The sequence below is a fragment of the Borrelia sp. RT5S genome (genome assembly GCF_021165755.1).
Lineage (GTDB): Bacteria > Spirochaetota > Spirochaetia > Borreliales > Borreliaceae > Borrelia.
This window is the reverse complement of sequence record NZ_CP088936.1, coordinates 317,593-336,019: the sequence shown is the minus strand read 5'-3', so window position 1 is coordinate 336,019 and position 18,427 is coordinate 317,593. Positions and strand designations below refer to the sequence as shown.

At 32.3% G+C, this 18,427-nt stretch carries 22 protein-coding genes; 16 read left to right on the top strand and 6 right to left on the bottom strand.

Annotated features, from left to right (window positions below):
* Nucleotides 1-73 precede the first annotated feature (73 nt).
* From LSO06_RS01645 to LSO06_RS01630, 4 genes are all read right to left on the bottom strand, one after another.
* On the bottom strand, nucleotides 74-334 hold the full coding sequence (locus LSO06_RS01645) for a hypothetical protein (protein WP_231760348.1): 261 nt from the start codon (nucleotides 332-334) through the stop codon (nucleotides 74-76).
* 284 nt (nucleotides 335-618) lie between these two features.
* Complete coding sequence (locus tag LSO06_RS01640; RefSeq protein ID WP_231760347.1) at nucleotides 619-774, bottom strand: hypothetical protein; 156 nt, start codon at nucleotides 772-774, stop codon at nucleotides 619-621.
* Between the two features lie 123 nt (nucleotides 775-897).
* Nucleotides 898-1,107, bottom strand: a complete 210-nt coding sequence (locus LSO06_RS01635) for a hypothetical protein (RefSeq protein ID WP_231760346.1) — start codon at nucleotides 1,105-1,107, stop codon at nucleotides 898-900.
* A 70-nt stretch (nucleotides 1,108-1,177) separates the two neighbouring features.
* Nucleotides 1,178-1,333: a hypothetical protein gene (locus LSO06_RS01630; protein WP_231760345.1), complete on the bottom strand. Its 156-nt coding sequence runs from the start codon at nucleotides 1,331-1,333 to the stop codon at nucleotides 1,178-1,180.
* 535 nt (nucleotides 1,334-1,868) lie between these two features.
* Between LSO06_RS01630 and LSO06_RS01625 the strand changes: the two genes are divergently transcribed.
* From LSO06_RS01625 to LSO06_RS01600, 6 genes are read left to right on the top strand one after another with little or no spacing between them, the layout of a single operon-like run.
* Nucleotides 1,869-2,912 carry a hypothetical protein gene (locus tag LSO06_RS01625; RefSeq protein WP_231760344.1) on the top strand — a complete coding sequence of 348 codons (1,044 nt, stop codon included), beginning with the start codon at nucleotides 1,869-1,871 and terminating at the stop codon, nucleotides 2,910-2,912.
* A 5-nt stretch (nucleotides 2,913-2,917) separates the two neighbouring features.
* Nucleotides 2,918-3,490, top strand: coding sequence for a 5-formyltetrahydrofolate cyclo-ligase (locus LSO06_RS01620; RefSeq protein ID WP_231760343.1), 573 nt, complete (start codon nucleotides 2,918-2,920; stop codon nucleotides 3,488-3,490).
* Entirely contained in the window at nucleotides 3,483-4,523 is a 1,041-nt protein-coding gene (locus LSO06_RS01615) for a BMP family ABC transporter substrate-binding protein (protein WP_231760342.1), read from the top strand. Before LSO06_RS01620 ends, LSO06_RS01615 begins: the two co-directional genes overlap by 8 nt.
* A 4-nt stretch (nucleotides 4,524-4,527) precedes the next feature.
* A complete protein-coding gene (locus LSO06_RS01610; protein ID WP_231760341.1) occupies nucleotides 4,528-5,985 on the top strand; it encodes an ATP-binding cassette domain-containing protein in 1,458 nt (485 codons plus the stop codon).
* Nucleotides 5,982-6,908, top strand: a complete 927-nt coding sequence (locus LSO06_RS01605; RefSeq protein ID WP_231760340.1) for an ABC transporter permease — start codon at nucleotides 5,982-5,984, stop codon at nucleotides 6,906-6,908. Before LSO06_RS01610 ends, LSO06_RS01605 begins: the two co-directional genes overlap by 4 nt.
* Nucleotides 6,908-7,714 (top strand): ABC transporter permease, encoded by an 807-nt coding sequence (locus tag LSO06_RS01600; RefSeq protein ID WP_231760339.1) that lies wholly within the window; start codon nucleotides 6,908-6,910, stop codon nucleotides 7,712-7,714. Before LSO06_RS01605 ends, LSO06_RS01600 begins: the two co-directional genes overlap by 1 nt.
* Here the strand turns inward: LSO06_RS01600 and LSO06_RS01595 are convergent.
* Together LSO06_RS01595 and LSO06_RS01590 are read right to left on the bottom strand one after the other, a co-directional pair.
* Nucleotides 7,692-8,381, bottom strand: a complete 690-nt coding sequence (locus LSO06_RS01595) for a tetratricopeptide repeat protein (protein WP_231760338.1) — start codon at nucleotides 8,379-8,381, stop codon at nucleotides 7,692-7,694. The two genes, LSO06_RS01600 and LSO06_RS01595, sit on opposite strands and share 23 nt — an antisense overlap.
* The gene (locus tag LSO06_RS01590) at nucleotides 8,378-9,424 is read right to left on the bottom strand and encodes a polyprenyl synthetase family protein (protein ID WP_231760337.1); all 1,047 of its coding nucleotides are present in this window, start codon (nucleotides 9,422-9,424) and stop codon (nucleotides 8,378-8,380) included. Before LSO06_RS01590 ends, LSO06_RS01595 begins: the two co-directional genes overlap by 4 nt.
* A 41-nt stretch (nucleotides 9,425-9,465) precedes the next feature.
* Here LSO06_RS01590 and LSO06_RS01585 point away from each other — a divergent pair, with 41 nt between their 5' ends.
* From LSO06_RS01585 to murF, 10 genes are read left to right on the top strand one after another with little or no spacing between them, the layout of a single operon-like run.
* Nucleotides 9,466-10,044: an RlmE family RNA methyltransferase gene (locus LSO06_RS01585; RefSeq protein ID WP_231760336.1), complete on the top strand. Its 579-nt coding sequence runs from the start codon at nucleotides 9,466-9,468 to the stop codon at nucleotides 10,042-10,044.
* 35 nt (nucleotides 10,045-10,079) lie between these two features.
* On the top strand, nucleotides 10,080-10,610 hold the full coding sequence (locus LSO06_RS01580) for a chemotaxis protein CheW (protein ID WP_231760335.1): 531 nt from the start codon (nucleotides 10,080-10,082) through the stop codon (nucleotides 10,608-10,610).
* Nucleotides 10,600-11,436, top strand: a complete 837-nt coding sequence (locus tag LSO06_RS01575; RefSeq protein ID WP_231760863.1) for an NAD(+)/NADH kinase — start codon at nucleotides 10,600-10,602, stop codon at nucleotides 11,434-11,436. The genes LSO06_RS01580 and LSO06_RS01575 overlap by 11 nt, the downstream gene beginning before the upstream one ends.
* Nucleotides 11,437-11,472: 36 nt before the next feature.
* Entirely contained in the window at nucleotides 11,473-13,143 is a 1,671-nt protein-coding gene (locus LSO06_RS01570) for a DNA repair protein RecN (RefSeq protein WP_231760334.1), read from the top strand.
* Between the two features lie 10 nt (nucleotides 13,144-13,153).
* Nucleotides 13,154-13,912, top strand: a complete 759-nt coding sequence (locus tag LSO06_RS01565) for a hypothetical protein (protein ID WP_231760333.1) — start codon at nucleotides 13,154-13,156, stop codon at nucleotides 13,910-13,912.
* Nucleotides 13,913-13,933: 21 nt separating this feature from the next.
* Nucleotides 13,934-15,004, top strand: coding sequence for a hypothetical protein (locus LSO06_RS01560; protein ID WP_231760332.1), 1,071 nt, complete (start codon nucleotides 13,934-13,936; stop codon nucleotides 15,002-15,004).
* 5 nt (nucleotides 15,005-15,009) lie between these two features.
* The gene (locus tag LSO06_RS01555; RefSeq protein WP_231760331.1) at nucleotides 15,010-15,840 is read left to right on the top strand and encodes a hypothetical protein; all 831 of its coding nucleotides are present in this window, start codon (nucleotides 15,010-15,012) and stop codon (nucleotides 15,838-15,840) included.
* The gene (gene rsmH / locus LSO06_RS01550) at nucleotides 15,833-16,729 is read left to right on the top strand and encodes a 16S rRNA (cytosine(1402)-N(4))-methyltransferase RsmH (protein WP_231760330.1); all 897 of its coding nucleotides are present in this window, start codon (nucleotides 15,833-15,835) and stop codon (nucleotides 16,727-16,729) included. Before LSO06_RS01555 ends, rsmH begins: the two co-directional genes overlap by 8 nt.
* Before the next feature lie 29 nt (nucleotides 16,730-16,758).
* On the top strand, nucleotides 16,759-16,995 hold the full coding sequence (locus LSO06_RS01545; protein WP_231760329.1) for a hypothetical protein: 237 nt from the start codon (nucleotides 16,759-16,761) through the stop codon (nucleotides 16,993-16,995).
* A gap of 26 nt (nucleotides 16,996-17,021) precedes the next feature.
* Nucleotides 17,022-18,413, top strand: coding sequence for a UDP-N-acetylmuramoyl-tripeptide--D-alanyl-D-alanine ligase (murF, locus tag LSO06_RS01540; protein ID WP_231760328.1), 1,392 nt, complete (start codon nucleotides 17,022-17,024; stop codon nucleotides 18,411-18,413).
* The last annotated feature ends 14 nt before the right edge of the window (nucleotides 18,414-18,427 follow it).

The following is an 18,427-nucleotide window of genomic DNA, read 5'->3' as shown; positions in this document are numbered from 1 at the left end:
ACCCAGGGCAAGCCAGCCTTTAAGCAATCAACAACTTTGTTTCTTAATGATACTTCTAGTTCATTATCCATAATTATACAACTGCCAATGGCGCAGCACCAATACTGTGCTTCTTATTCCCAGAGGGCTTTAAGATTTTGTAATCATCGCATTTTCTTTCTTCTGGAGTAGTTTCGCATGATACTAGAGAGAAAGTAAGCAGGGACGAAATCAAAATTAACTTGCTTTTTTTTAACATAAACACATCCTTTGTTATTGAGCAACACTTGCTACCTAGGACAAGGCGACTCCGTCTTAAGTAACCAACGCCCTTGTTTCTCAATAATACCTTCATTTTATTATATAACCGCCACAAATCCAACATTAATAACTCTACTTTTTCTCCAAAAGGGTTCCAGAAGTCTGTAGATATGTCTCTGCCTGTCTAAGATAGTGTCCTACAAGCTCAAGCTTGTACAAAATCAAAACGACAGCCCATTAGTCTCCCCTCATCATAAACACACCCTTTTTATTTATAAAGCATCGGTTACGCAAGATAATTGAATCCCTTTGTAGCCGATGCTCTTATTCTTAACACTATTTTTGACACACAAGCGCCATCATCCTTACAACAACACCCTACCTTCTCTCTCCAACGGGTCCTGAAATTCTAGAAGCCCCACTATATTCCTGAGGTGTTTCGCAAGTGTAGACATTATATACAGTCTCACATGAGAACAGAGACAGAGCAAGTAGAGATAAAACTAAAAACAATAGCTTGTTTCTTTCCATCATAAATAAATCCTTTTTACTATGTAGTAGCATCGTTTGTGTAAGACAAGTCAAAGCCTTGTAACCGATGCTCTTATGTCTTAATAGTATTTCGGCACACAAGCGCCATTTATCTTGACATCATCTCTACCTTCTTACACCAGCGGGCTTTGAAATTTTAGAAGCCCCACCATCATCTTCTTGAAGTGGCTTGCAAGTATAAATATTACGGGTCTCGCATGAAGCTAGAGAGATAACAAATGCCAACAAAAACAGTAACCTGTTTCTTTTCATCATAAACAAATCCTTTCCACTAAGCAGAACCTGTCGCCCAAGACAACCTTTAGCCCCAAGCAACAGGCACCCCACTTATATTTTATATTTAGTACTCCCGGTACACGTGTTTTTCAGCTTTTAGCCGACGCTCCTACCTTCTTTCTCCAGCGGGCTTTGAAATTTTAGAAGCCCCACCGTCATCTTCTTGAGGTGGCTTGCAATGATAAACATTGTGGGTCTTACATGAAGACATAGACAAGACAAACGCCGACAAAACCAAAAATAACAACTTGTTTTTTTTCATCATAACAAAAATCCTTACCATCGGTAGCATCACTTACTTCAAGACAGTTCAGCCCTTAAGTAATCAATACTCCTACTTTATTGATAGTACTTTTAGTACACAGCATACTCAACCATTGCCAGTTCAGTATCAACACCCTTGTGCCTCTTCCTCCCAACGGGCTCTGGGACTTTAAAACCCTCACATTTTCTTCCCCCTCACGTTTTCTTCCCCTCCGAGAAGGCGCGTCAGTACAATTACCCGTGCGGTAAGAGCAAATGCCGATAAAGCCAAAAGTGACAATTTTTCCCTTTATCATAAACAAACCCCTCCACACAATGCCCACTATACCAGCTGCAGCCTTATCCTTCTCCGAGTCCCCATGAAGGGAAATCTAGCACAAAATATCATTTTTGCAATCAGGCAGAACACAATGTGTTTTCATTTTTTTAAAGTTAAAAATCTTTCGAAAAAAGGATATAATTAACTTATAAGTGCTGGACGGCAGGAGAATTTTATTTTAAAACTATATGCTATCATTTTTTTGTTACTATCCAAGATGGCGTTGTTCTCTCAGGTGGCATTCATTAAAGAAATGGAGGGTAGGGTTAGTGTTTTAAGGAATACTGTTCCTGTCAAATTAGACTTGGGAGATGAGATTTTTGAGTATGATTTTATTGAAGTTGGAGACAATGCAAAAGTTAAGGTAAGTTTGTATGGAATAAATGGTGTTTCGTCGGATTTGACTCTTTATTCCAATACGAATGGTCTTATTTTTTATTCCTCTCTTAAAGACGTGCAGGACGCGAAGGTATACCTATTTAAGGGAAGTTTGGAGGTTGTTATTTATGAAGTTGTCAGAGGATCTTCGCTTTCTGTCAATATTGATAATTATTTTTTTGTCACAGATTCACCGTCAAAATTTTATGTTAACGGTGAATACTACAATAGTTATTTTGTAAGTGTTTTTGAGGGTATTCTTAGACATTACAACAAAGATGAATATTTGGTTTCAGGAGGTACTAGTGTCTTAATTTGGGATAATAATTCCTTTTTGAGCAAAACTAGCGATCCTATACCTAAAAACGTAATACAATCTTTTAAAGAGAAATCTCGTAAAAATTTTACTTCTTTGAGTAATAGGAGTGCGAACTATATATTTTCAAGGTATATTGAGGGTGGTTTTAGGTTTGACTTTTTGTATGAGAATCTAGCAAAAGATTCTAGATTTAATGTTATATATTCAAAGTGGAGCTTAGAAGACGAAAATCATACTTTAGGAGATAGGGTCGATATGATTAATGATATTAACTATCTGAAAGGCAGGATAGGAATCCTTTTTAATAATTTTATTTTTTTAGCAAATATGTTTTTTTTCATAGAAGATGTTGTAAGAAATTCAGCTGACGTTTCTGAAAAATTAATTGTCCATGGGTCTATTTCAAATTTTTTCAAAGATTATAAAAATAATAGAGAGTCCCTAATGAGGAAATTTTTTAAAACAATTCATTCCTTCAAAATGTATTTAGCCCGTACTCATGGCGATGTTCCTAGTAATTTAAGAGTTGATGAATTTTACTTGTTAAAGCCTAGAGAATTTTAGGTTTTATGAACAAGGCTTTGTTAAAGCAAGAAATTAGAGACAGGATGATAGTTTTTTTAAAAACTTATGAAGTAGCCAAAAGAGCCAAATTTAGTGATGATATTTCCCTAAATTTGTTAGAATTCATTAAAAGCGTAAATATTTCTCAGGTTTTATCTTACTATCCCATGCAATTTGAGGTTCAAATACACGGATTGTTAAATGCTTTATTGAGTTTAAACTTTGAGGTTTTTTTGCCAAAAATTTTAGATAGACGTATCATGAGTTTTTTTAGATATTTTGGAGACTCTTCTCTTAAGATAGGCAAGTTTGATTTGTTAGAGCCTGTCTCTTGTATTGAGTTTAACAGCGATAAGTATTCTGTTGTGTTGGTTCCAGGCCTTGCATTTTCGAGTAAAACAGGACATAGAGTTGGACGTGGTGGAGGATTTTATGATATCTTTCTACAAAGAGGCTTCTTTTTAAAGGTTGGCGTTTGCTTTGATTTTCAAATTTTTAATTTTGTGCCTTTTTGTGCTAATGATATCAAGCTAGACGTTATGATTTGCGAGGCAAAGGTGTTTCATTTTTGTGAGTAGGTTCCTGTTGCTTAGAATTTTTTGGATTTTTACTTCATTGGTTTGTTTATTTCTGTTTGTATATATTAACTTTTTTAAAGTTAGGGAGCTTAAAACTTCAACAGGGAAAAAGCTTGCTTTATTTATTCCTGGTGTTATTAGTGGTGCTCCTTCCTACAGAGAAATGTATGATTTTTTGGTTGAATTTCAAAAGAGTAGAGGAGACATTGAAGTTAAGCTATTTGAGGCTGGGTTTAATCAGGGCGAATGGACAGAATTGCTTGAAAAGCTATTAAAGCATCAGGAATATGATTTTTTAATAACAGCGAATAATTCAATGCAGGGAATTGTTGATACGATTTCAAAAAATCATCCCCATACTAAATTCTTAATTTTTGATTCTTTGGTAAAAAATACTAACCCTCAAGTATATTCCCTGTCTTATAATGTAGCAGAGGAGGCCTATATCCTAGGTTATTATGTGGGTCTATTTTTAAAAAACTTCGATTTGTCAAGCAAAAATGTAGCCTTGATTGCTGGGCAAGAATACCCTGTTATGAATGATTATATTTACCCTTATTTTAAGAATGGAATTAAAGAAGTTTTAGATTCAGAAGTTTTCTTTAGAACTTTAGGGAACTGGTACGACAGTAGTAAGGTAAAGGCTTTAGCAGATTCCTTAATTTTAAATTCAAAAGTTTCTGTAGTTCTTCCTATTGTGGGAACTGCTGTTGGTGGGGTGCTGTCAGCAGTACGTGAGCACAATGTTTTTGCCGTTCTATTTGATAGTGAAGATTATTTGAATAATAAAGACAATATTATTGGCTCGGGTGTTACAAATCATAGATTTTATGTAGAAAAAGTGTTAGATAAAGCTTTAAGAGGAGAGATTAAATACGGCACGTATGAAGTGCTTGGGCTTAAAGATAGGGGCGTTTCATTTAATTTTCTAAATAAATTTTATTTAGAAAACATTAGTTCTGAGATTAAGAAAAAACTTGAAGATAAGATAAAAGTGATGAGCGATGTTGGGATAAAGATAGATTTAGAATGATGTTATGATAGAGTTTAAAAACATAGTAAAATCTTTCCCAGATATTGAGAGACCCATTTTAGATAATGTTAATTTAAAGATTGAAGAAGCTAAGATTTTGACTGTTGTTGGTAGAAATGGAGAGGGGAAGAGCACTTTATCTAAAATCATAGCTGGTGCTGCTCATTTTGATAGTGGGGATGTGTTTGTAGACAATAGAATACAGAAGAGTTGGAATGTGGATGAGGCAAAGAGTAATGGTGTTTATCTTGTGTCTCAGATACCAAAACTTAATATGAATTTAAGAGTATGGGAGTATCTTAATATTTACTGGTTTGGTTCTAAGTTTTTTGTTTTAATGAATAAGTCTAGGACCTACAGGTATTATAAGTGGATTAGACAGTTTTATAATATTGATTTTAATCTGGATAAAAGAATACGGGATTTAAATATTAAAGAGGTATATCTTCTGCTTATCATTTCTTCTCTTAAGAGCAATGCAAAGGTTATTATTTTTGATGAAAGTGTAGCTTATTTTTCTCAAAAAGAGGCTAAGGAGTTTATTAAGCTCCTTAGCCATCTTAAGAAGACGGGTATTACTTCTCTTTTTATCACTCATAGGGAAATTGGGAGTGCCATAAACTTTAGCGATGAATTTGTTATTTTAAAAGATGGGAAATGTTTCAGGACAACAAACAGGGAGACGATACTTAACAAACTTGAAATGGCAACGGATAAATTTGTTTTTACAAAGGTTAATTATGATAAATCAGATGAGGATTTTATGAAATTTAGTTTATTTTTTGAAGATTTTTGGAAGTATGATATTAATTTTTCTTTAAAAAGAAGAGGAGTTTTTGGAATTATTGCAGAAGAGGCAGCAATAAAAACGTGGGAGAAGTTATTTTTAGGAGAAATTCCATTTGTGGGATGTATAAAAATGAACGGTAAGAGGTACGAAAGTATTGATGTTTACGAACTAAAGGCTGGATTTTTACCTTTAGGTATTGCAAATTTATTTTCTGATAATAGTACTATACTAGATAGTTTTTTAGCGAAAATAATGAGTTTTGAGAACGAGCTTTTTATTAAAGAATCTACTGTTAAAAAGCTTAAGGAATTTTTTAGAAAAGATATGGGATATGGAGATGATAAGATAGTTAAAACTTTTTATTCTAAGTCTTTTTTATTTTCAGGAGGAACTTTAAAAAAACTGGCTCTTTTCAGGGAAAAGTACATTACAAAGAGTGTTTTGATTTGTTTTTCGCCTCTTAGCAATCTGGATTATAGGGCATATAATGAGGTAACCATTTTTATTCGTAATTTTGCCAAGCGTAAACCCGTGCTGTTAATCACTCCTAATTTAGATGAGTTACTTCTTCTATCTGATGATGTTTTAGCAATTAAGGCTGGCGAGGTTTTGTTGAGAATGAGAAGAGAGCATATTAATAAAGCAAACTTAAAGGAACTGCTATTCATATGAGATCACCTAAGTATGTGTTCTTGGCTTTTTCATTTATTGCATTGGTTATTAGTTATTTTTTTGATGGATTTTTTGGTCTGTCTTATATCAAGGCAATATCTTGGAATTTTATATTGCTCCTGTTGATTGCGACAGGGATTTCTACCTGTGCTAGAAGTAATAGCTTAAATCTTGGGCATGAAGGGCAAGTTTATTTTGGTGCTTATCTAGCTTATGTGTTTTGTGAATTGTTTGGGCTTACGTATTTTAATTTTGTGTTAGTAATGATATTAAGTTCGTTTTTGGTTGGCCTTATAGGGATTATTCCTTTTTTTTTAACATTCTTTTTTGGGGTAAATGAGATTCTTACGGGTCTTTTGATTTCTTATGGGAATCAAAGATTGGTAGATGGGTTTATATCAAAGCTATTAGGTTCAAATGAATTTTTGAATCAAGCGAAGAGCGTTGCTAAGATATTCACTCTTGATACTTCTTTGCCATATTTACTTTTGTTTGGGATTTTGGTTTGGGGGTTTTATGTATTTATACACAAGCGGACTATTTTAGGATTAAGGCTTGAAATATTGAGTGACAGGAAGATGTTGGGTAAATTTTTTGGCATTAATGAGTTTAAGTATAAATTTTGCACGGTATTTGCCAGTGCTTTTCTTAATGGGCTTGTAGGTGCAATGTTTGTCATATTTTTTAAAAATTATTTATTTTTAGGGTTAACTATGGGACTTGGTTGGAGTGGCTTTATTGTGGCCGTAATTTCGGGGTTTAATTATATTTATGTATTGTTCTTTAGCTTATTTTTTGCAATGCTGAATGAGTTTAATAGTTACCTTAAAATACATTATTCTTTCAAGTATGATTTTATTGGATTATATCAGGCTGTCTCTATTTTTTTCTCATTATTTTTAATTAATTCGGGTAAAAAATAATGCTTATTATTTTCATGCATTCTCTAATATTTTCATATTTAGCACTTGGAGCGCTTTATACGGAAAAAATAGGTCTTTTAAATATATCCATTGAAGGAATTTCTTTTTTGTCTGTTTTCTTAACATCTCTTCTTATTTATTTGGGGTATGGAATTTTTATTTCAATTGTTACATCGCTTATTGTTAGTTTTATTTTTGGCGGGTTTTTGTCTTTTCTTGTAGCTAAGGGATATGACATTTTCATATCAGGCATAGGTATTAATATATTATGTTATTTTTTAGTTAGCTTCTTGATGAGGTTTAATTTTGATTTTATGCCAGGATTTAGTTTGGATCTATCAAATAGTTTTATTATTTCTTTCTTTGTTATATTTTTTTTCGTCTTTTTAGGACTCAGTATATATATAATAAATTTTTCAAGAGTTAGGGTAGTTTTTGAGTTAATACGCGCGGGGGGTTGTGAGAATGTATTGGGCGAGAGAACTAGTAATTGCTTTAAGTCTTTTGCTATCTTAATATCTGCACTCTCAGCGAGTGTGGCAGGTTCATTTCTTGCGATAAGTCTTAATGCTTATTCTCACAATTTGGGATTAAATAATGGTTGGCTTGCCGTTTGTATATTATATATTTCATTTGCAAGCCCGTGGCTCATTTTTCCAATTTCATTCTTGATAGTGTTTATTGAATATAATTTCTTTAATTTTCAGGATTATGTAAATTCTTATTTTGCTCTCTCTTTTCCATTTTATATGGCCATATTGATCAATGTATTGATTTCCCTTTTTAGGAAAAATAAGAAATTTTAGTCATGCCATTTGTTGAATTTTTAATTTGCTTTAGGGCTCTCATTTGTGATTCTAACTTTTTTATTTTGATTTTATTAAAGAGATAAAAAGGTAGTTGTTTTACAATATCTAGGTTATGTAGAAAGAGTGTGTATAGCGTATCGTCATGTGTTTCTATTTGGAAAATAGTGTTAATTATTAGATTAAATATCGAATCTTCATCCTCAATGAAATGATAAAGACCTTTTTTTAATATGGTGTCAATGAGTACGTATGTGTTAGTAGTTAACAACTTTTGATTTTTTTGGATAAAGTCTATTATGTAACCCATTGAGTTGCTAGACTCTCCTATTAGGAAGTATGCCCATGAAATGTCAAGATAATTTGATGTATCCGTGAAGTCAATTATCTTTAGATAAGTTTTTGTTTGCTCAATTGCGTCTAGCCAATTTCCCATCAGATATTCTAGTTCCGAGAGCAATAAGTACGCATCAGCTTGTTTTGGGTCCTTGTTTATGATTTCCATCAATAATGATTTAGATTCATCATATTTTTTTAAATTTTTTAATAAAATTGATTCTTTGTAAAGCTCATCGATGTTATCCTCTTCCGAATCTTCTACAGGCATGTTTGCGTAAATGGAAATAAAGATATTCGTAAGGGTTAGAATTATTATAAATTTTTTCATAGGCTATCCTCTTTTATTTCGTTTAAAATTTCTAGTATTACGTCTTGGTACTCGCTGATAAGTTTATATGAATTTAGTTCTTCTATAAATTTATTGAAATACCACATGGCAAGTTTTAAAGCTTTTTTTGTGGCGTTTGATGAGTTAATCATATTACTAAATTCCAATATGTCTTCTCTTGATTCATTTATGGGTGTTTTTTTAATTTTATCTAGTGTTTTAATTATATTTTTGTCAAATTTTTTTTCTCTTAAGAAGTATATTAAGGGAAGGCTTTTCTTTCCTTCAATTAAATCATCCCCAAAATCTTTACCCTCAATTCCATTTTTAATATTCTTAATATCATCCATTATTTGGAAATAGGTTCCGAATCTTAAGAAGGTATTATAAAGACTTTTAGACTTATTTTCGTTATTTGTAAGTATTCCAGCTAAAAACCCTGCCATTCCAAAAAGAGAGCTTGTCTTAAGCTCTACTAAAGAGATATACTCCTTGATGCTTGGAGCGCGCGTTGTGTTGTGAAATTCAATGTCTATTCCTTGTCCTAGGTGAAGAGCTGCAAGAGTTGTGAAAAAATTTTCATAAATTAATAATTTTTGGCTTTCTTTTAAATTGGAGTTCCTTAATAGACTCATTGGCAGGAAATAAATTAGATTTGCAGTATTAATGCTGGAATCTATTCCATAAATCAAGTGAATAGAAGGCCCTCCTCTTCTTTGCAAGGCGCCGTCTTCAATATCATCAACAATTAAGCTTCCGGAATGAGGCAACTCAAGTAACAAGCTTAACTTGTATAAATTTTCAGTGGCGCTGGGGTCATACCCCATCGCATACGCCAGGGCAACCATTAGCATTGGTCTTATTCTCTTCCCTCCTCGTTTGATTATCTCAACGGCTGGAGCTTGAATGTTCCTTAAGGTTTTCCCTCTTATATTAAGCTTTAGCTCTAAATCTGTGTCTTTAAAGAGATTTAGAAAATATTCATTTGAAAACACGACATTAATGTTCTTTTCAATATTTTCTAAAAATAATTTATTTTTCATAATAAGAATTATAATAGAAGCATAGCTGCGGTGAGAGTTGTATGTATGATATTAACGATGAGTATTCTAGGAGGGCCAGGAGGGAAGGATACCTTGCTAGGTCTGTTTATAAGTTGATAGAAATTGACAAGAGGTTTTCCTTGTTTTCTTCTGGTAACATATTGGATATTGGGGCATCTCCTGGCAGTTTTTCTCAGTATGCTTATGGTAAGTTGCAAGGGGGAATGCTTGTTGCCGTTGATCTTGATGAGGTGGGTCTTAATTTTAGTAGTGATTTTTGTTTTATAAAGGGTGATATTCATCTTGATAGTGTTTTGCAAAAAATTAAATCTTTTGCTCCTTACAGTTTGGTGTTAAGTGATGTAGCTCCTAGAACTACCGGTAACAGATTGGTTGATACGAGCAATTCTTTTAATCTGAGTAGTAGAGTAGTGGATCTAGCTTCTGAAGTGTTGGTGGTGGGCGGAAATTTATTAATTAAGGTTTTTCAGGGGGGAGAGGAGGAACAGATTTTTTTTATGCTTAAGAGGTGTTTTAGACTTGTTAGGAAGATTAGGCCTAAAGCTGTGAGAAAGAATTCATTTGAAGTTTATTTTTTATCTAAGGGCTTCATGCATTAGGAGCGAGTAGTTTAGATAATGTTAAGGGTGTGGGTATGTTTGGAAGAGAAAAAGTTAGAGAAAGAAGATCTCAGCTTCAGATTGCGTGTTTTAAAATAGGAAGGGAAAGCTATGGGGTTACAATAGATCATATTAGGGAGGTGATCAAGGTGCCTCTGGAGAGCATATATGCGATACCCAATGTTCCTGAGTACATTACAGGTATTTACAATCTCAGAGGGGATATTATTCCTTTAATAAATTTAAATGTTAGGTTCAACATTCCTTCTATTTGCCAGACAGAGGAAGATAAAATTTTAACAGGTTATTTAATAGTAAATATTAAGGGAAAGCTTTTAGGCATATTTGTGGATAAAGTTTTAAAAGTTATTAGTTTTGATGAATCTAGGGTGCAGGAACCTCCTGCTACTTTGCAGACTTTGGACAGAAAGTATATATCTGGTGTTGTTAAAGTCGATAGAGAGGAAAATTTTGAGAGTGAGTATTTAGTATTAATTGATATTGAGCAGATATTTGACAAGGTTGAGTTTGAAGAGATTCCATACAAGGAGAGTAATGGAGGATAGGGTTTTAATTTATGTTAATTACTCAAATTTGCATGCTGAGTTTCTTGGTTGCGAGATACAAAAATATCTAAAAGATAAATATGGTGTTTTAAGTTTGTTAATGGGAGCTGGTAAATCTTTGGGGTTGTCAGCGGGTACTGGTTTGATTTTTGCAATAACCTTGGGGGGCGATGGCACGGTTTTATTGGCCAGTAGTTTGTTGTTAGAAAATGATATTGATATTCCAATTATTTCAATCAATCTGGGCAAAGTAGGGTTTTTAGCAGACATAAAGCCCAAAGATTTTAGGGAAGTCATAGATAAATTTTTCAATAATTCTTTAGTTATTCATGAGAAATATTTGCTTAGTGTGAGTGCTTATGAGAGTGGGCACGCTTTATTTACTAAGTATGCTTTAAATGATGTGATTATTCGTTCAAGTATTCTTAATAAGTTAATTTGTGTAGATCTTAAGGTTAACTCAGAAGATTTTCTTTCATACAGAAGTGATGGGATAATATTTGCGACCCCTACGGGGTCAACCGGATATTCTTTCTCTGCAGGGGGCTCTATTTTAGAATCAGATCTTAAAGCTTTCATTTTAACTCCCATTTCTCCGCATTCGGTTTATAATCGTTCCTTTGTTTTCTCAGTTGGGAGTAAGGTTACGCTTTCATTTCAAAAAAAATGTACCCTAAAACCAGCATCAATTTTTATTGATGGGGTTAATCTTGGAAAGTTTGAAGTTGGCATTGTTTTTGAAGTAAATCTCGCAAATAAAAGCCTTCGGTTTGCGTCTTTTTGTACGGATACTTTTGTGAAAAGACTTAAAAATAAGTTATTATAAGACGAAGCATTTTAATATTTTATTTTTGAGTTTTATATGTTGGTTGAGCTATTTATAAGAAATTTTGTTTTAATTAAAGAGGTATTTATTGATCTTAGCAAGGGCTTAGTAGTATTTACGGGTGAGTCTGGCAGTGGGAAGAGTTTGCTGTTGTCTTCAATTTATTATTTGTTTGGTGGAAAACTTAAAGATAACGTCATTATGGATAAAGAGGGAGAGTGTGTTTTGCTTGCTAAGTTTGTGGCAAATAAAGAATCTAGAGATTATTTGCTTTCTAAGGGATTACCAGTAGACGATTTTATTGTCATAAAGAGGGTAATTATAGCTAAGTCTTCAGACACTTTTTTGAGTAATTACTATATTAACAATGAGCCTATTTCTAGCGTAGTCTTAAAACCGGTTTTTGACATGCTGGTTGAGGTTCACTCTCAAAATCAACAATATTTAATTTTGAGAAATCCATCAAATAATCTAAAAATTTTAGATAATTATGCTAATTTGAATGCTTATTTGGAAGAATATAAATTAGTTTACGAGGATTACATTAAATTTTTACATGATTATGATAATTTTATTTCGGAAGAAAAATCGCATAAAGAAAGTAAAGAAGAATGTGAAAGTATACTTAAGGATATAGATTCTTTAAGTCCCAGAATAGGGGAAGAGGAGAGTTTAAAGCTCAGGTTAGATGAGCTTCGAAATCATGAAGCTTTGTGCAGTACGCTGTTAAACTTAAAGAATGTCTTAACTTTGAGCGAAAAGGCTTCTGCTTTGGGTGAGATAAAAAGGGTAATTTGTGACTCTGAATATCTATCTGGGATGAACAGTGCTTATTATGAGCTTGAGAAGCGTCTTAAGAATTCTTATTATGAGCTTGAGGATATTGGGCAGGCTTATAGTCAGCTCCTGCTTGATATGACTTATGATGAGAGAGAGGTTGAAGAAATAGAGAGCAGGTTATATGACATTTTTCGCCTCAAAAAAAAGTATGGACCAAATATTGAAGATGTCATAGAATTGAGAGAAAGGTGTGGTACTGTTGTGCATTCGTCTCTTAATTTTGAAACTGAAAGGCTAGATAGGGAGCAAAGATTGAATGACTTGTTACGCCTGGTGGAAAAGTTGGCGGGTAATATTTCAAAAGCTAGGAAAGGGGCTGCCTTAAGCTTTTCTTCTGGAGTAACAGAAATATTACACAGGCTTAATATGGGTAATGCAAAATTTTTTGCTTCAGTATCGGAAAAGAAAATGAGCTTGACGGGTATTGATGAGGTAGAGTTTTCAATTTCTAGTAATCTTGGGTTAAAGGCGCAGCCAATTTATAGAATTGCTTCTGGGGGTGAGCTTTCAAGGATAATGTTGGCTATTAAGAGTGTACAAAATGTTAGCGAAGATAGGCTTGTAATATTTGATGAGATTGATTCTGGGATAGGGGGAGAGGCTGGTGTTAGTTTGGGTAAGTATTTAAAAAATTTATCTGATAATATTCAAATATTTGTTGTAACTCATCTTGCCAATATTGCAAGTCTTGCAGATTATCATGTTTTAATAAAAAAGGAATGCAGTAAAAGTGGTACTTGTGTTAGTGCTACTCTGTTGAAAGGAAATGATCGAGTTTCAGAGATTGCTAGGATGCTTAGTGGGGATATTAATGACAGCAGCATTAAACATGCAGAGGCTCTTTTGAAAAATAGTAGTCGAGTGTGAATGGGTATTTATGGATTTAGTTGATAGTAAGGATTATCAAAAAATTTTATTCATTGATAATCTTATTTTGCAAACATTCAATGATATAAGAGAAATCAAAGGATCTGGGAAGCTATCGCTTGATTCTGAAGCGACAATTAATTTTATCAATTTAAATTTGAATGCTTTAAGTTATATTATCTCTTTAAATTATTTTTATACAAGACCTAGATTGAAGGTTAACTATAATTTTAAAAAAAATCTTTTTAACTTCATTAACGATTTTTCTTTATTTGTAAGTCCTGTTTTACTTGCTTCTCCCAGTGAGCTTATTGCAAGAGGGTCTGTAGTTGATCTGGACCCTAAAGAGCGGTTTTTAATTGTTAGAAAATTAGGCTATCTTATTGATTTGGGAAGATATTTTAACAAAGGCGATTCTAAGTCAATTTTTTTCCTTGAAGATGTATATCTTAAATTTATTGTTTTTGTGAAGAATTTTATTGATTTTAAGAATTTAGCAAAAAACCTGGTTATTGATAGTCCTTTTTATAAGGTTCAATTAGCCCATCTTATTAAGTCTTTAGAGCTTTTAGAGGAGGGGGCATTTCTTTTAAAAGTTAGATATGAATCAAGTAAAGCTTACGTGTTTTCAAAACAGGCCTTGAGTTATATTCAAGCCGGAAAGATTCTAGCTATTGTCACTTCCCAAAAGGAGATAGCTGAAAAGTTTTCAAAATTTTATGATGTTTGGTCTGCCAAGTTTCAGTCGGATTTGAACAAATCAGAGTAATAAGGAAGGATACTAATAATTTTGAATTTTAATGAAGAAAGCGCAATTGAGTATAAAAAAATAAGGTTTCTTTTATTATTAATTTTTTTATTATTCTTAACAGTAGTGGTTAATTTTTTACTAAAAACAACTACCACTGTTTCTACATTTTATAAGTTTAAGCATTTTGAGAGGAGCCTTCATGATTTTGTTGATATTTCTTCAAGTGATAGTGCCTTTATTGGAGGAAAGGTTATAAAACTAGATTCTAATAAGGGCCGTTACAGAGTTTTAAATGATCATTTAGTAAGTTTTTCAGATTATTACTATGTGATTTCTAAATTTAAAGATCATTATTCCGTGTTCCTCAGGGGAACTAATAAATTTTTATTTTCGTTTAAATTTAAAGGTTTTGTTTTTGCGAAAGATAATGCCATTTTTGCTTTAAATGATTTATATAAAGAGTTAGAGGTTTATGGGCCCAGTGGAGATAAGATTTTGTCTTTAAAGTTCATAGCGTCAATATTAAGTATTGATTATAAAAAAGATGTCTTATCTCTAGGATTATCTGATGGTAAGGTTTATACATACAAGCAGGGTAATTTGATTTATAGCGGTGATGTCCCAGATATTAGGTTCCCGGTTTTGTGTGTTAAGTTGAGCTTAGATAGTAAGTATTTGTGTGTGATAAGGGAAGATGAAGGGCATTCTTTAGAGATAATTAATTTGGATAATAAGTACGATCGGGTAATACGTTTAGGTAATTTAGAAATGAAAAATTTTAATCCCTTTTTAAGAGTTGATGATTTTTATAATTTATTCATTGAAACTAAAGATTCATTTTTAATAATTAATATTGAGAACGGTAAACTTTTTAAAGTTGATAATAAAAATTATGTTTTAAAAGCTTCATATGATTCTCTTTGTGCAATTTATAGAATATATTTTTATGATTTAGATGCTAGGATAATAAATGTAAGAACCTATTCTGAAAATTCTTTTAAGATGTTTGATAACATATTTTTTAGCGATGGGATAGCTTCATATGTTGAATTTGATGGGGGAGTTTTGTACTTTAGCGATGATGGTGGTTTAAGGTATTTGGGATTGTAATTGCCATGAAGATTATATTTCTTTTTCTTTTTAGCTTTGCTAATCTGTATTCGTTTTTGGAGTTCGGGAAGGGTGAAAAATTTGATTTAGTTAGGGATTTTGGCGAGCTTGCAAATGATGATTTAGGTATTGGCATAAAGCTTAAGTCTGTAGATACAAATATTTCTGTTTTTTCAAACAACTATAAAGTTTTATATTCCAAAAACAAGGAAAGAGAATACGAGAATAGTATTCTAATTGTTTTTGACAAAGATTCGGCTCTTAATTTAGAATTTTTCGGTGATTTTATTTATAAAAACGAGAGAATTTTTTTCATAGACGGTAACAAAATCTTTGATGTTGTAGTTATTGATCAACATAGAGGGCATATAATCAACCCATTATTTGTAATCAAGAATAGAGCTAATTTAACTGTAGGCACTTCCTTTTCTTTGAGTAATGTCCTGCTAAAGGACAAAGATGATACGATACTTGAATTGCAGAGAAATGTAAATTTAGATGTGGAATTTGGGAACTATGGTCTTGTTTTAAATTTTTCTAAGGGGAATGTCAATGCTTTAAATATCCTTAAGGGTATTTATTACTTTGAAGTGTTTTTTAATAATAAAAGTGTTTTTCGTGTTAAATTTCAAAGTATATTTTTGAAAAATAATTCATATGTTGTTTCTGGGGGCAATGACTACAATTCATCTTTTTTTAACATAAAGAAGAATGATGGGATTATTGAAATAAATAATCTTGAGTTTGCTAAGGGAAAGAACGAAATTACAATCAAGTATGGAGATGTTTATGAGACGGGGAATAAGTTAACTTATAGGTTTGTTATTAATGGGTGATGTTGCGCTTCATGCCCCTGTGCTTCTTGACGAGGTGGTCAGTCTTTTGGATTCTGTTTGTGTGGGTGATGAATCTATTTTCATTGATTGTACCCTAGGGGAAGGTGGGCATTCAGGTGAGGTATTAAGGAAATATGAAAACATAAGTGTAGTTGGCATTGAGAGAGATGTTACCATTTTAAATAGAGCGAGAAACTTTCTGGAAGAATTTAAAGATAGGATTTCGTATTTTAACACTTGGTTTGATGATTTTTTTTGTGAATACCCTTTAAAGCGTAACACTAGTTTTATTTTAGTTGATCTTGGTGTTTCCATGTTTCATTACAGGGAAAGCGGAAGGGGGTTTTCTTTTCTTAAGGATGAGGTATTGGATATGAGACTTGATCCTAGTTCTTTAAGTCTTACTGCTTGTGACATTGTAAACACTTTTAGCAAAGAAAAACTTGAAAATTTAATCTATGAACTTGGCGGTGAGCATTATTCTAGAAGAATTGTAAAATCTATTTTAGAAAGTAGGAAAGTGGGGAAAATAAAGACTGCCCTAGAACTACAGAATATAATTGAAAGAAGTTATCCTAGGGTCAATTTTAAAATAAATCCAGCAACTAAAACGTTTCAGGCATTAAGAATTCATGTCAACGATGAACTTTTCAGATTGAAGAGAAGTTTGCCACTATGGTTAGAGAAACTAGCAAAGGATGGAATTTTAGCTATTATTACATTTCATTCATTAGAGGATAAAATTGTAAAAGAATTTTTTAAAAATTTGGATAAAAATTTGTATTCTGTGTTGACTAAAAAACCTATAATTCCAAGTTTGAAAGAGAAGAAATTTAATAGTGCATCAAGGAGCGCTAAGCTTAGAGCTGTAAAAAGAATAGATAGGTAAAATGGGGAAAATTGAAGCTATATTATTTATTGATTTTGATATTAACAGTAGTTGCATGTCTTAACATTTATCTTAATTTTAGATATGTTGTGAAATTGAGAGAATTTGAGGATTTAAATCAAGAGCAAAGTAATATTGTTGATGATAATCTTAGATTATTGACTGTGATATATGAACTGGAAAACATTGAGAGGATAGAAGAACTTAGTCAAGATTATTTAGATTTAGAGAAACAGGAAAATAAGAACATAAATGTTATTGAGTAACAGATTCCTTAAATGAGGAGTGTTTAGTGCATATAAAAGTTGAGGATATTCTAAATTCTTCAGAGGATGTTAAATTTATTGGCCATTCGAGTAGCATGCAAAGGGTTTTATCCTTTTATTCAATTGATAGTCGTGAAATAAATGCGGAGAACAGTAGCGATAGTCTTTATTTTGCATATAAGGGAGATAGAGTAGATGGATTTTCTTTTGTTGATTATTTGATTGATATTGGCGTTAAATGTTTTGTTTGTTCTAGGGATTATGAACTTGCCTGTGTTGAGCATTTAAAAAAGAGAGATGATTTAGGATTTTTGCTAACTAGTGATGTAATAGCTTTCTTGCAAAGGATGGCATCATATTTTATTAAGAAAACAAATTTCAAAAGAATAGCTGTTACTGGTAGCAATGGAAAAACTACAACAAAGGAAATGCTTTACAGTGTATTGTCTGCAAGGTATAAAACTTGTAAGACTTGGGGGAATTTAAATTCAGATATTGGACTTCCCCTTAGTATCTTAAGAACTAGGGGAGATGAGGAATATGCTGTTTTTGAAGTTGGGATTAGCTATATTGGAGAAATGAGTCTCCTCTCTGAGATATTGAATCCTGAAATCGTTGTTATTACAAACATAAGTTATGCACACATGCAGGCTTTTGAAAACCTAGATATTGTTGCTTCTGAGAAGGCCAGAATTATTACTAAGAGCACGAGGATAGTAATTCTGAATGAGAGCTGCCCTTATCATCCTGATTTGAAAAAAATAGCTAATTTTAGGAGCCCAGGGAGTAAAATTTTATACTTTGAGTTTGATAGGCTGCAAATAGGATCATTTTCAATATTGAATGAGAAATTGTCTTGTGATTTTAATTACAAGGGCTTTAATTATTCTATTTTGATGCCAGGTAGGCATAACATTTTTAATGCAATATCTTGCATCAACCTAGCTTTGCTGCTTGGGCTTAATGAAGATGAAATTAGAAGGGGACTTATGAATACTGATTTCCAAAGAGGGAGAGCAGAGCTTATAAGGGTAAAGGATTATTTGGTATTAAATGATTCTTATAATGGCAATTTAGGTTCCTTTATGGCTTTAAAGAAGATGATTATGGATCTTGATATTGAAGGTAAGAAAATTATTGTTCTTGGTGCTTTTAAAGAACTTGGAAAATTTTCGTATGAAGCACATAAAACAGTAGTACAGGAGATTATTCTGATGGATTTTGAGAAAGTTTTTTTAATTGGAGAAGAATATCAAGAAATAAAGAGGAATAAGAATTTAGACCTAAGTAATTTGTATTATTTTAATAGTTTTGAAAATTTTATTGATTATTTTGTTAAGAATTTAGAGACTCAGTGCTTTATTGTTATTAAGGGATCAAGGTCAAATAGACTTGAAAGGATTCTTGACTACATTTAGGGATTAATGAGGTT

Excerpts from the sequence above, each read along its gene's own strand:
- LSO06_RS01575 (WP_231760863.1), top strand. The coding sequence starts at position 10,600 with ATGGAGGATAGGGTTTTAATTTATGTTAATTACTCAAATTTGCATGCT.
- LSO06_RS01570 (WP_231760334.1), top strand. The coding sequence starts at position 11,473 with ATGTTGGTTGAGCTATTTATAAGAAATTTTGTTTTAATTAAAGAGGTA.
- LSO06_RS01555 (WP_231760331.1), top strand. The coding sequence starts at position 15,010 with ATGAAGATTATATTTCTTTTTCTTTTTAGCTTTGCTAATCTGTATTCG.
- LSO06_RS01590 (WP_231760337.1), bottom strand. The coding sequence starts at position 9,424 with ATGAAAAATAAATTATTTTTAGAAAATATTGAAAAGAACATTAATGTC.
- LSO06_RS01640 (WP_231760347.1), bottom strand. The coding sequence starts at position 774 with ATGATGGAAAGAAACAAGCTATTGTTTTTAGTTTTATCTCTACTTGCT.
- LSO06_RS01645 (WP_231760348.1), bottom strand. The coding sequence starts at position 334 with ATGAAGGTATTATTGAGAAACAAGGGCGTTGGTTACTTAAGACGGAGT.
- LSO06_RS01585 (WP_231760336.1), top strand. The coding sequence starts at position 9,466 with ATGTATGATATTAACGATGAGTATTCTAGGAGGGCCAGGAGGGAAGGA.
- LSO06_RS01595 (WP_231760338.1), bottom strand. The coding sequence starts at position 8,381 with ATGAAAAAATTTATAATAATTCTAACCCTTACGAATATCTTTATTTCC.
- LSO06_RS01625 (WP_231760344.1), top strand. The coding sequence starts at position 1,869 with ATGGCGTTGTTCTCTCAGGTGGCATTCATTAAAGAAATGGAGGGTAGG.
- LSO06_RS01605 (WP_231760340.1), top strand. The coding sequence starts at position 5,982 with ATGAGATCACCTAAGTATGTGTTCTTGGCTTTTTCATTTATTGCATTG.
- LSO06_RS01600 (WP_231760339.1), top strand. The coding sequence starts at position 6,908 with ATGCTTATTATTTTCATGCATTCTCTAATATTTTCATATTTAGCACTT.
- LSO06_RS01580 (WP_231760335.1), top strand. The coding sequence starts at position 10,080 with ATGTTTGGAAGAGAAAAAGTTAGAGAAAGAAGATCTCAGCTTCAGATT.
- LSO06_RS01630 (WP_231760345.1), bottom strand. The coding sequence starts at position 1,333 with ATGATGAAAAAAAACAAGTTGTTATTTTTGGTTTTGTCGGCGTTTGTC.
- LSO06_RS01610 (WP_231760341.1), top strand. The coding sequence starts at position 4,528 with ATGATAGAGTTTAAAAACATAGTAAAATCTTTCCCAGATATTGAGAGA.
- LSO06_RS01565 (WP_231760333.1), top strand. The coding sequence starts at position 13,154 with ATGGATTTAGTTGATAGTAAGGATTATCAAAAAATTTTATTCATTGAT.
- LSO06_RS01620 (WP_231760343.1), top strand. The coding sequence starts at position 2,918 with ATGAACAAGGCTTTGTTAAAGCAAGAAATTAGAGACAGGATGATAGTT.
- rsmH (WP_231760330.1), top strand. The coding sequence starts at position 15,833 with ATGGGTGATGTTGCGCTTCATGCCCCTGTGCTTCTTGACGAGGTGGTC.